Annotated in this window: 7 protein-coding genes; 5 read left to right on the top strand and 2 right to left on the bottom strand. The window is 40.5% G+C overall.

The features are described 5' to 3' along the window. The first annotated feature begins 212 nt into the window (after positions 1 to 212). Entirely contained in the window at positions 213 to 1865 is a 1653-nt protein-coding gene (locus tag BUA60_RS05000) for a solute:sodium symporter family transporter (RefSeq protein WP_072860869.1), read from the top strand. A 91-nt stretch (positions 1866 to 1956) separates the two neighbouring features. On the opposite strand, the gene BUA60_RS04995 is transcribed toward BUA60_RS05000, so the two are convergent. Next, complete coding sequence (locus tag BUA60_RS04995) at positions 1957 to 3513, bottom strand: RagB/SusD family nutrient uptake outer membrane protein (RefSeq protein WP_084532478.1); 1557 nt, start codon at positions 3511 to 3513, stop codon at positions 1957 to 1959. Positions 3514 to 3523: 10 nt separating this feature from the next. Next, a complete protein-coding gene (locus tag BUA60_RS04990; protein ID WP_072860586.1) occupies positions 3524 to 6646 on the bottom strand; it encodes a SusC/RagA family TonB-linked outer membrane protein in 3123 nt (1040 codons plus the stop codon). 457 nt (positions 6647 to 7103) lie between these two features. Between BUA60_RS04990 and BUA60_RS04985 the strand changes: the two genes are divergently transcribed. From BUA60_RS04985 to BUA60_RS04970, 4 genes are all read left to right on the top strand, one after another. Then, complete coding sequence (locus BUA60_RS04985; RefSeq protein WP_072860585.1) at positions 7104 to 8123, top strand: LacI family DNA-binding transcriptional regulator; 1020 nt, start codon at positions 7104 to 7106, stop codon at positions 8121 to 8123. 162 nt (positions 8124 to 8285) lie between these two features. After that, positions 8286 to 8948, top strand: a complete 663-nt coding sequence (gene pgmB / locus BUA60_RS04980; RefSeq protein WP_072860584.1) for a beta-phosphoglucomutase — start codon at positions 8286 to 8288, stop codon at positions 8946 to 8948. 97 nt (positions 8949 to 9045) lie between these two features. Beyond that, entirely contained in the window at positions 9046 to 11361 is a 2316-nt protein-coding gene (locus BUA60_RS04975) for a glycoside hydrolase family 65 protein (protein ID WP_072860583.1), read from the top strand. A gap of 206 nt (positions 11362 to 11567) precedes the next feature. Next, positions 11568 to 13358 (top strand): alpha-amylase family protein, encoded by a 1791-nt coding sequence (locus tag BUA60_RS04970; protein ID WP_072860582.1) that lies wholly within the window; start codon positions 11568 to 11570, stop codon positions 13356 to 13358. Positions 13359 to 13395 lie beyond the last annotated feature (37 nt).

Raw genomic sequence — 13395 nt, 5'->3', positions numbered from 1 at the left:
AAAAACCACCCTTTAAAAATTAAGGCCAAGATAACTAAAGTTCAATAAATTACAGGTGTAGGCAGTGTTAATAATTGATATTTTTTTACCCTTAGCCGATAGTATTTTGATATGCCCAAAAAGTGCATTTTGTGATAAAGTGAATATACATGCCATATATTATAAATAATCCAATATATTTAGCCCAACAATCAATTAAACTCGATTTTATAATGTTAGGAATTCTTTCTTTCGTAGGCTTCACCCTTTTAGTGGCACTTATTGCCTACCTAGCTACCCGAAAAACTGATGAAACTTCCTCTGACGGTTATTTCTTGGGAGGTAGAAGCCTTACCGCCGGAGTAATTGCAGGGTCTTTACTTTTAACAAACCTTTCCACGGAACAAATAGTAGGCCTTAACGGAAGTGCCTATACAGATGGTTTATCGGTAATGGCCTGGGAGACCCTGGCTGCAATTGCCATGGTAGTTACCGCCGTTTTTCTGTTGCCCAGGTATTTAAAGGGTGGACTTACCACAATTCCACAATTTTTGGCGAAAAGATTTGATGTAACTACTAAAACTATTACCTCTGGTCTCTTTTTAACAGGTTATGTGGTAGTACTTTTGCCCGTAATCCTATATTCCGGATCCGTAGCGATCAGCGGTATGTTCAATGTTCCCGAACTTTTGGGGGTTTCGGACAAAACCGCTTTGGTGTTGTGCATTTGGGGAATTGGGGTCATTGGATCTATTTACGCGGTTTTTGGTGGACTCAAGGCTGTTGCAGTTTCAGATAGTATTAACGCGGTCGGACTCATTGTTGGGGGAATCTTAATACCCATTTTTGGATTGATGGCCATAGGTGACGGAAATATGTTTACCGGTCTAGATAATTTAATTACTTCGGATGCCGCACGATTCGACTCTACCGGTGAAGCCGGACAGGAAGTACCATTTTCTACAATTTTCACAGGAATGATGCTGGTACAGCTTTTCTATTGGGGTACCAACCAACAAATTATACAAAGGGCCTTGGGAGCCAAAAATTTGGCCGAGGGTCAAAAAGGGCTTTTGTTGGCTTCCTTTCTAAAGATTCTTGGACCCTTAATTTTGGTATTGCCAGGTATGATCGCCTATTATTATTTTGATGGTGGTTTGGCGTCAAGTGACCTTGCCTATCCAGAATTGGTACGTGCGGTATTGCCAAAACCTTTGGTTGGATTTTTTGCAGCTGTCTTGTTCGGGGCCATTTTAAGTTCCTTTAACAGTGTGCTCAACAGTTCGGTAACCTTGTTCGGAATAGATATCTACAAACAGCATATTAATAAAGAAGCCCCAGAAAAAACAGTGGTTAAATACGGAAAGATATTTGGTATCTGCTTGGCACTGGCCGCCATGTTCATTGCACCAATGATCGCCAATGCGGGTAGTCTGTTCAATTACTTACAGGAGATAAACGGAATATATAGTATTCCTATATTCACCATTATTGTAGTAGGCTATTTAACCAAGAGAGTACCTGCCATAGCTGCCAAAATAGGCATTTTTTCAGGATCATTATTATATATTATAAGTCAGTTTATCCTTAAGGGGAAATTTGTTGACAGTGCCCTGGAATCGGCCAAGGCCTCTGGCATTACGGACTCTGCCGCATTGAAATTAATAGAGGCCGATGCCTATCCACACTTTTTGCACATTATGGCTATTTTGTTTGTGACCAATGCCGCGATAATGCTTCTTATAGGCAAATTTTACCCTAGAAAAGAAGCCTTTGAATTGGAATACACCAAACAAGTTTCCATTGAACCTTATAAATATGTAAACCATGTAGGGATTGCCATATGTGTAATAGTAGTAGGGATATATATTTATTTTGCTAAATAATTCTTCGCTATAGCACCAAACACCTATATCAAATAAAAAAGAGGGCTGTTCAGTGAACAGCCCTCTTTTAATATATAACCAAACTAAATTTTTAGTACCCTGGGTTCTGAACCAAATTAGGGTTGGAAAGCAATGCGGTTTCCGGTATGGGGAATAGATTTAAATTAGGATCTCCACTTACCTCCTTAAGACCCCAAGGAGCGGTAAATTTATCAAATCGTACCAAATCGTTCCTTCTCCAGAATTCTATATAAAGCTCCCTTCCGCGTTCTGCCAATAATACATCTTCTGTAACATTGGACAAATCCGGCGTATTGGTCCTAGCTTGTCGCAATTCATTGACCATTGAAGTAATATCTTCTCCCATACGCATCATGGCCTCGGCCTTCATCAAATGGGCATCGGAATATCTAAAAAGAATCTGGTGCTTTCTAAAAGAGTTAATTTCACCCCCATCATTTGGATGGTACTTAAGAATTCTGATCCCATCAGCTTCTCCATTTCCTACCAAGGAAGTCAATTCCTTTTTCAATATTAGATCGCCTCCCTGTCTATTTTTCAATTTAGTACCGTCTTCATTGTACTGCTGATTGATTAAAAAGCCATATCCAAGACCTAAGTTAACATTGTCGGCATTGGAAGCATCGGGTACCCAACCTCTTCTTTCTTCTTGGCCATCGCCCACATAATTGGAGTTGGGATCACCTTCAAAAGAGTCATAGAATTCAGCAAGGGTGGAAAAACCGTTCCAGCCACCACCGGTATTATCGGGAGAGTTCATATTGTAATGCATACTATTCCATATCCTTGCCCCAATATCGCTATTCAGAAAGAAAATGGTCTCGTTATCATCCGAGGATTCGAATATTTGAAAATACCCCGTTTCTATTCCAAATCCCAAAGCCGCTATATCGTCCACAGCGTCTATTACTTTTTGCATATTGGCGTCCTCAACAGCACCGCCATTATAGATATGGGAATTAAGGTATATTTTGGCCAAAAGAAAATTTGCCGCCGCCTTTGTAGCAGTTCCTGTGTTGGCGGTTCCTGGACTACCATCGGGCAATCCCGGCAATGCTGCCAACAAATCGGACTCCACAAAGCTAAAAGCCTCACTTCTGGTCAACACTCTTGGGTTAACTTCTGGACCTTCATCCACTTCCCTAAAGGGTACGGAACCAAAAAAGTCCATCAGAAAAAACATATTGAAGGCTCTTAGATATTTTGCTTCAGCCAAAACTGCCGCATCCGGATTACTTTCTATAATCTCGGAAGCCCTAAATACATTCTGATTTAAATTGTTCCATGCATTTTTAATAAATAAATGCGCAGGGGTCCAGGTATGGGTATGCAACTGTCTCCATATCCCATTATCGCCCCAGTCAGTTCCACGGGTTGGTATCAACAGCTCATCCGTAGTAACTTCGGACATGGCGTACATGGTTTCCTGAGTTGCAAAATCGCCCCCCACTTTGTTGTAAAGGTCACTAAGGGACGAAGCCGGATTGGCCACTGGTGTAAAGCCGCCATCGGTTGCTGTACTTATGATCGAATCCGTTTCTTCTATCTCCAGATTGGTACAGCCAACAAGGCCTACCAATACAAATATGGAGCCGAAAACGGGTTTCATATATTTTTGTATGTTCATAATGCTATGATTAAAAAGTTACGTTAAATCCTAATGTGTATGTTCTTGGTCTTGGAAAGGCGCTATAGTCTATACCCGCTATAGGCAAACCATTTAAAAGGGCTGCACTGGCCGGTGCCACACTAACCTCTGGATCAAGACCGGAATAATCCGTAATCACAAAAAGGTTCTGACCGGTAAGACTAAGCCTCATAGACTTGAACAAGCCTTCTTTTAATGGAACGTCATAGGAAATGGATGCAGTTTGCAATCTTACAAAATCTCCTTTTTCCAAGAATCTAGTAGAAACCGAAGCTTCGGCAAATCTGCCTTCCTGTCCTGCCAATTCCACCACATTCTGTGTTACATTATTACCACTACCAATAGCACCTCCGGTAAAAAAGGCGTTGGCCGTATTGTTGTAGATATAGTTTCCAAACTGACCATTGAAATACATGGAGGCCGACCAGTTTTTATAATTGGCCGAGGTTGAAAAACCTCCTGTGAAATCTGGTAATGCACTTTTACCCACAAACTGTTGGTTATCCACACCACCCTCATGTACAGGGTTACCGTTAGCATCGAAGCCCGTAAACTCCCTTAAATAAAAGGAATACAAAGGCTGTCCAGAGGCCAGACGTTGTGCGAATGCGTTGGATAGACCAGCACCGCGAATGGTTCCCGCTGCAATCTCCCCATCGAAATCCGTAATTTCATTTTTGTTGTAGGCCACGTTAAAACCGGCGGTCCAACCATAGTCTTCTCCTTGTAAAATGTCATAATTAAGGGAAAATTCAGCTCCTTGATTCAACACAACCGCATCCAAGTTTTGGAAGAAGGTAGGTTGTGGGGAAGGTTGGGCTGCTTCTATATTAAGCAGTAAATCCCTTGTTTCCTTACGATACACATCTACCGAACCGCTAAAGCGATCATTGGCAAACCCAAAATCCAGACCTACGTTATATTGGGTAGTTTCCTCCCATTTTAGATCGGGGTTGGCAAATTCCACTGTAGAAATACCAGGCACGTTAACGTCTCCACCATCACTAATATTTGGATCACCATTGATAGTAGTGGAATATCGTTCCCTTCTTACGAAACGGCCATATCCCAAACCATCCTGGTTTCCTGTAATACCATAGCTCAACCTAAGTTTTAAGGTAGACATGGCGTCGCCCATAAAATCTTCTTCATTAATTTTCCAAGCAAAAGCTGCGGAAGGGAAAATACCATATCGGTTGTTTTCACCGAAACGGGAAGAACCATCCGCCCTTACCGTTGCAGTAAACAAATACTTACTTGCTATACTATAATTGGCCCTGGCAAAAAAGGATTGTAACTCATCCGTATTGTCAAAGGTATTGGTGAAAATAGATTTTACCGGAATAGTTACCTCTCCCAAAAAGTCTGTGTCTGGATCTGGAAAAAGTCTGTTCACAAAAAGATCGGCATCACCTCCAGAAGCATAACCATATTGTTGATAAGAGCCTGTGATCATGGATTCAATCTTGCTGGCCGCATCGGTCAAATTCCTGGCCATAGAATTTAAATTGGTTGTGGAATAACCCCAACCTTCAACATTTCTTCCTTTGGTATTAAAATCCTGATACGAGAAACCTCCTAAAACATCCAATACCGAATTATCGAACTCTTTTTTGTATGACAAGGTCAATTCCAACAACCTGTTTTCCAAATCAAGGTCGTTTATGGTACCCCTACCGTTACCACCTGCACCACGGCCTACATTAAAGGATTTACTGCCCAATTCAGCTTCACGCGTAGAATTGGATTTGTCATAACCTACAGTAGCCTTGGCTGTTAAATCTTCCACAATATCATAAGAGGCCGAAAAATTGACCAGAAAACGATCGGTATAGGTTAAACTTTGCCAGTTCTCCAACAGGTTTAATGGGTTGATTCTATCCCCTGGGTTGAAAGAGCTGCTGGCCGGCCAAGTAGGATTGGCGGAATAAGCGGCACCCAACATATCCCCAGTAGACCCTGCACTACCACTTAACGGTGGTGCCTCGTCATTTACCCGTGAAAGGGTTGTTTGCAAATCCAACCTTAACTTATCCTCGAATAGTCTTTGGGAAAGATTAACTCTTCCCGTTACCCTCTCCTGAGAGGATTTTGGCACTATCCCGAATTGTTTACCATAATTAAAAGTAGCCCTTACATTACCCGAACCATAATTTTGGGAGTAGGCAAGGTTGTTATTGGTCGAAGACGAATTTCTGGTAACCAATGATTGCCAGTCCGTATCATTGCCCAAATCTGTTGCAGTTCCACCAAAGGCAGAAACAGCAGCTAGGAATTCGCTCCTATTCAATAAATCAAAATCATTGGCCGGTGATGAAAAACTTAGATCGGAAGAAAACTCCCAAGTACCTCCCTGTGCACCACCTTTACCACTCTTGGTGGTAATGATAACTACCCCATTGGCACCTCTGGAACCGTAAATGGCCGTTGAAGACGCATCCTTTAAGATACTCATGCTTTCAATATCATTTGGGTTCAAAAAGCTAAGTGGGTTTCTAGCAGAACTAGATCCTACACCTATATCCGTACCTTCAGAAGAACTACCTCCAGAAGGAAGAGGAACACCATCTACCACAAATAAGGGATCATTATTGGACCTAACCGAAGAAGTACCCCTTATCCTGATGGCAACACCAGAACCCGGTTCACCACTTCCTTGGGAAATCTGCACCCCAGCGGTTTTACCTTGAATTAATTGTTCGGGAGATGAAATAACCCCTCCGTTAAAATCCTCGGAAGTTACTGCGGAAACAGCACCGGTAGCATCCTTTACAGTAGTAGTACCATAACCAATGATTACTACCTCTGCCAATGCCTGTGCATCTTCTTCCATCATAATATTGATAGTGGTCTGGTTACCTACTACCACCTCCTGTGTTTTATAACCGATATAGCTAAAAACAAGGGTGGAACTTGCATCCACATCACTAATGACAAAATTCCCATCAAAATCTGTTTGAGCGCCATTGGTAGTTCCTTTTACCACGACACTGGCTCCCGGTAAGGGGCCACTAGCATCAGATACCGTACCTGATACTTCTTGAGCCGATGCTAATCCAAAACATAAAAATGTTCCAAATAGCAAAAAGCTTTTAAGTAATTTAAGCTTCATACATTGTTAGTTTTAATTGAGTTAAATAATTGAAAGTTGTAATTGAGTTAATTAATAATTGAGTTTAATAATTCATAAAATTTCACGTTCCAATATCGAAGATAAATAATATTATCTCCATTTATTGTTATATTTCTATTTTTAACGCTAAAAATTTAACTAAAACGTTTTCGTAAAATTTCGGTCTTTCGTGACCATAAACACAGGGCCAACAACCTATCACTGTCTTTTTTTTGATTTCAGAAATGTTAAATATTGTACGAATATACATCATTTTTTATTTCAATGGTATTTTGACAAATATATGTACTATTTAAACAATTATTTAAAATAGATTTCACTCCTTATCTGAATATACTATTTTTACATCTTGTAAATTAATATTCCAATTTGCGCCAAAGCATTGTGAATGCCTTAATATTTTTAATAGTATATTCACTTGAAAAAAATTTGACCTTTGAAAAGAAAAATCACCCTCAAACATATTGCTAGGGAATTAGGGGTTTCCATTTCTACAGTTTCCAAAGCATTGAAAAACAGCGAGGAAATTGGATCGGACACTAAAGAGAAGGTCCAGGCTTTTGCCAAACTTTACAATTACAAGCCCAACAATATTGCTATCAGTCTAAAAAACAAGCGAACCAAAAATATTGGGGTTATAATTCCGGATATAGTGCATCACTTTTTTACCACTGTTTTTAGGGGGATTGAAAAATACGCCAATGCCAAAGGATACAATGTCATTGTCTGTGTCTCCGATGAATCTTTCGACAAGGAAGTCATTAATATGGAGTTGCTTGCCAACGGAAGTATAGACGGGTTTATTATGGCGCTTTCCTCCGGCACCCAATTGAAAAACGACTACAACCATTTAAAGGAAGTTACCGAACAGGGCATACCTTTAGTATTATTTGATCGTGTTGCGGAAGATATAAAATGCGACAAGGTAATCATCAATGATAAAAAAGGTGCTTATAACGCGGTAACAAAATTCATAAAGGACGGCAGGAAAAGAATAGCCCTAATTACTTCAGAGGACTATATAAGTGTAAGCAGGGAAAGAGCTGCCGGCTATAAGGAAGCATTGTTGGACAATGGCATGGACTATAATGAAGATCTTATTTTAAAATTTCCTTCCATGGAAATCAATGAGAACCTGATTGAAGATTTTTTTGAAAGGGAAACTGTGGACGCCGTGTTGAGTGTTAATGAAATATTTGCCATTCACAGTATGCGCTACGTACAAAGTAAAGGCTTAAAAATTCCTAAGGATATTTCCTTTATTGGCTTTACAGATGGGCTTCTGTCCAAATATGCATCCCCCGGATTAACCGCCATTGCCCAGCACGGTGAAGAAATGGGAGAAATAGCGGCAGAAATACTTATAGACAAGGTAGAAAACGATATGGAGGAAGAAACCTATGTAACAAGGGTTTTGGAACCTACCCTGATAGAGCGCGGATCAACCGTTAATTAAGAACCATAATACGAAGTATCAAGGCCAAAATTATTCAATTACCTTGCAAAAACTGGCCATATGGCCCTCTGTCCCCAAGATACAGCCAGTACATGGTCGTTTCCCCAACAACAAACACTTCTTTTTACTGGCCGTCAAAATATTTATTAATATCTTAAACCGATGAATAAAACTGGATTTATTTTTGATTTGGACGGTGTTATTGTGGATACCGCCAAATATCATTATCTGGCCTGGCGAAAATTGGCCAATGAATTGGGATTTGAATTTACCCAAGAGCAAAACGAACTATTTAAAGGGGTAAGTCGCAAAAGATGCCTGGAAATTCTCCTTGAAATTGGGAACGTTAAGGCATCGCAAGAACAGTTCAGTAGATGGTTGGTGGAGAAGAATGAGGATTATTTGTCGCTTATAGAAGAAATGGATGAATCGGAAATTTTGCCAGACGTACTAAAGGTGCTGCAGTTTCTTAAAAAGCACAACATGCCGATAGCCTTAGGGTCCGCCAGCAAAAATGCCCGTCCAATTTTGGAAAAAGTAAAATTAATGGATTATTTTGATGTCATTGTGGACGGAACCCACGTAGCCAAGGCCAAGCCCGATCCCGAAGTTTTTTTGATAGCCGCAAAACAATTGGGGGTTCCTCCAAAGGATTGCATTGTCTTTGAGGATGCAGTTGCCGGAATAGAGGCCGCCAACAATGCGGGAATGCTGAGCATAGGCATTGGGGACGATAAAGTGCTTGCGGAGGCAAAATTTGTGTTTGCAAATTTCACTGAAATCGATAATCAATTCCTTAACAAATTAATAGGTTTAACTCCGTGACGAACATTCACAATAATTAATTAATTTGGTGTCTTTCTATTTGGAACCTGACATTGATTATTAAACCCCATTGCGATAACCGTGAAACACTAACACAATGAATCAAGATTATATAAAGCCCGATAACTGGTCTATCATAGAAGAAGGATTTGAAAAAGAAAGGGTAAAATCCTCGGAAAGTTTATTCAGTCTTGGAAACGGTGCCATGGGGCAACGCGCCAATTTTGAAGAAAAATATACTGGCCCCACTTTTCAAGGAAGTTATATAGGAGGTGTGTATTACCCTGATAAAACACGAGTAGGTTGGTGGAAAAACGGCTATCCGGAATACTTTGCCAAGGTATTGAACGCTCCCAATTGGATCGGGATCAATGTTCTTGTCAACGGAGAGACATTAGACCTGAATACCTGTAAAAATGTAGAGGATTTCCGCAGGGAATTAAACATGCGGGAAGGGTGGTATACCCGTAGCTTTAAGGCTACCCTGCCCAATGACACCATTATAGAAGTAAAGATTACCCGCTTCCTTAGTTTGGACCATGATGAAGCAGGTGCCATTAAATACCAAATTAAGACGATAAACCAAGACAGCGCTTTGGCCTTTCATCCCTATCTTGATAGTGGAATTACCAATGAGGACACCAATTGGGACGACCAATTTTGGAACACCACAGGGGTTACAACCGATGGCTCCCAAGCCTTTATAGAGGCCCACACCATGAAGACCAACTTCGCTACCTGTACATTTATGGAATCCAGACTATACCATAATAATGAATTGGTATTGGAAAAACCGCTGGAGGCATTATCCGAAACCACCGCAGTACATCAGTTTAAACAAAACATTAAAAAAGGAGACACCCTTACACTAGTAAAATTTGGCGGATATACGGTTTCTACGAATCACAAACCCAAGGAACTTATATCGGCTGCCAAAAAAGTTTTACAAAAGGTTACTGAAATAGGTTTTGAGTCCCTTTTGGAGTTGCAAAAGAAATCTTGGGCGAAAATCTGGGAAATGAGCGACATTACTATTGAGGGCGATGTAAAGGCACAACAGGGAATTCGCTTCAATATTTTTCATTTAAACCAAACTTATCTGGGCAAGGATTCCAGGCTCAATATTGGTCCTAAGGGATTTACTGGGGAAAAATACGGTGGAAGCACCTATTGGGACACCGAGGCCTACTGTATTCCCTTTTATATGGCCACCAAAAATAAGAAAGTGGCAAGAAACCTATTGACCTATAGGTACAACCATTTGGAAAAGGCCATTGAAAATGCCCAAAAATTAGGTTTTGTAAACGGAGCGGCCCTATATCCCATGGTTACTATGAACGGGGAGGAATGCCATAACGAATGGGAAATAACCTTCGAGGAAATACATCGTAATGGCGCCATAGCTTTTGCCATTTACAATTATTACCGTTTTACAAGCGATTACACCTATATCCCGGAAATGGGGTTGGAGGTTTTGATAGGGATTGCCCGCTTTTGGCATCAAAGAGCTACATTTTCTACCCAAAAGAACAAATACGTAATTCTTGGGGTCACGGGTCCCAATGAATACGAGAACAATGTAAACAATAACTTTTACACCAATTATATTGCCAAATGGTGCATTAACTATACCATTCAAGAACTACAAAAAGTAAAGGATGGCTACCCGGATGATTATCACAGAATTATAGGAGTAACCAAGCTTACAGAAAAAGAGACGGAGGCCTGGGCCAAGGTGGCCAAAAAAATGTACTTCCCCTTCGATGAAAAATTGGGCATTTATTTACAGCAGGATGGCTTTTTGGACAAGGAACTTATCCCTGTCAAGGAATTAAACCAAAAAGAGCGACCTATCAACCAAAAATGGAGTTGGGACAGAATTTTAAGATCCCCTTACATTAAACAGGCAGATACCCTACAGGGATTTTATTTCTTTGAAGACCATTTTACTACGGAAGAACTGGAAAAGCATTTCGATTTTTACGAACCTTTTACCGTACATGAATCTTCATTATCCCCATGTGTGCACAGTATTCAGGCTGCAAAGCTGAACAGAATGGAACAAGCATATGCCTTTTACCTCCGAACTTCCAGATTGGATTTGGACGATTACAATAAGGAAGTAAAGGAAGGACTGCATATTACCTCCATGGCCGGTACCTGGATGAGCATAGTGGAAGGTTTTGGAGGTATGCGAATATTGGACGATAAACTGTCCTTTAGCCCAAGAATACCTAAACAATGGAAATCCTATTCCTTCAAGGTAAATTTCAGGAATAGAATCCTGAAGGTAAAGGTTACGGAAAACGAAACCACATTTGACCTTGAAGGCACAGACGAAATGTCCATTAGGGTAAACGGAAAACGCGTGGTTTTAACTGCCGGGCAGAAAACCTATTCCCTAGTCAACTAAGTTTTAGCTCCTATCAAAACAAAGCGTATAAAAAATATAAATTCGGGATTGTTTTTTGAAAAAACTTGAAATAATTGGGTTGAAAGTCGCTCCCAAAATAAAATTTTTGAAAAATTTGACCCTAATTCCAAAAACAAGTATCATTATTGCACTGAAAAGCTAAACGGCACATAGTTAGGCTTTTTGTTTCGAAAAGAAAGCACAAAATGAAAAAGACCACTGAAATTGGAAAAGCAGTAGTTTATCAAGTATTTACCAGATTGTTCGGGAATACCAATACCACCAATAAACCTTGGGGGACCATTGAGGAAAATGGGGTGGGCAAATTAAGTGACTTTACTCAAAAAGCATTAAAGGAAATAAAAGATCTGGGGGTGAGCCATATTTGGTATACAGGTATACCCCACCATGCCCTTATAAGGGACTATACAGCATACGGCATCTCCAATGACGATCCGGATATTGTTAAGGGCCGGGCGGGTTCGCCCTATGCCGTTAAGGATTATTACAGCGTTAACCCCGATCTAGCCAATGATCCCCACAATAGGAATTTGGAATTCAAGGAACTGTTGGCCAGGAGCCATAAGGCAGGCCTAAAAGTAATCATAGATATAGTTCCCAACCATATTGCCAGAAAATACGAAGGCAAGAACAACCCTGAAGGGGTAGTGGATTTTGGTGCTAATGACAATACCAATGTGGTCTACGACAGGGACAATAATTTTTATTACAATCCGGGGGAATCTTTTATGGTCCCGGATTGGCGGAATGGCTACCAACCTTTGGGAGGGGAGAACATCAACTTGGCCAATGGCAAATTTTCCGAAACCCCTGCAAAATGGACTGGAAATGGTTCCCGTTTGTCCAAACCCGATTTTAATGATTGGTATGAGACCGTAAAGATCAATTACGGAATTAGTCCGGACGGACATAGGGATTTCGCAAGCCTGCCTGAAGATTTTGGCCATAAAAACTTTACTGAACATTTTGAATTCTGGAAAAACCAAGTAGTTCCGGATTCCTGGATAAAATTTAGGGATATTGCCCTGTTCTGGTTGGACGAAGGAGTGGACGGATTTCGTTATGATATGGCCGAAATGGTTCCTGTAGAATTCTGGAGTTTTATGAATTCGTCCATAAAAATGAAAAAACCGGATGCATTTTTAATGGCAGAAGTATATAACCCACAGCTATACAGGGATTATATCTTTAAGGGAAAAATGGACTATCTCTATGACAAGGTAGAGTTTTATGACTCCTTAAAACATATCATGCAGGGACACGGCTGGACAGACCATATTCCGGTAGTCCAAAACGGACTCATGGATATTGAGCACCAAATGCTACATTTTCTGGAGAATCATGACGAGCAGCGTATTGCCTGTCCCGAATTTTTGGGAAATGCAGAAAAAGCCAAACCCGGTATGGTGGTTTCGGCAACCATAAGCACCTCGCCTACCATGATCTACTTTGGGCAGGAAGTAGGGGAACCGGCCGCCGAAAGTCCTGGATTTGGATCCCCAAGTAGAACCTCCATCTTTGATTATGTTGGGGTGCCCCATTTTCAACGCTGGGTAAACAACAAAAAATTTGATGGAGGGCAATTGTCCCCAAAAGAAAAAGAGCTAAGGACATTTTACAGGAACTTGCTCAATTTCACCATTAACAGTAGCGCTTTAATGGGAAAATACAAGGATATTCATTTTTATAACAAAGATCATACAGAATATTATAATCATAGGGTTTTATCCTTTGTTAGATGGTCTGAGAACGAAAAACTCATAATTATTTCTAATTTTGATGCTGGTCAGACCTTTGGGTTCGATCTAAAATTGCCGAGGGAAATTATCAGGGAATGGGGGCTACAGGATAGCACCTATCAGATGAAGGACGAATTGTTCAAGGAAAAAGAATTGTCCCTGTTTGTAGAAAACGAAATTGGGCATATAAGAATTGATATACAACCCTTGGAATCCTTAATTTTAAGTTTAAATTAGATATATAGCATCGCTTTATGAAAACATCATCGTTAGT

The sequence above is a fragment of the Arenibacter palladensis genome (assembly GCF_900129275.1).
In the GTDB taxonomy this organism is placed as follows: domain Bacteria; phylum Bacteroidota; class Bacteroidia; order Flavobacteriales; family Flavobacteriaceae; genus Arenibacter; species Arenibacter palladensis.
Note: the sequence above shows the minus strand (reverse complement) of the source record. Positions and strands in the feature narration are given on the sequence as shown.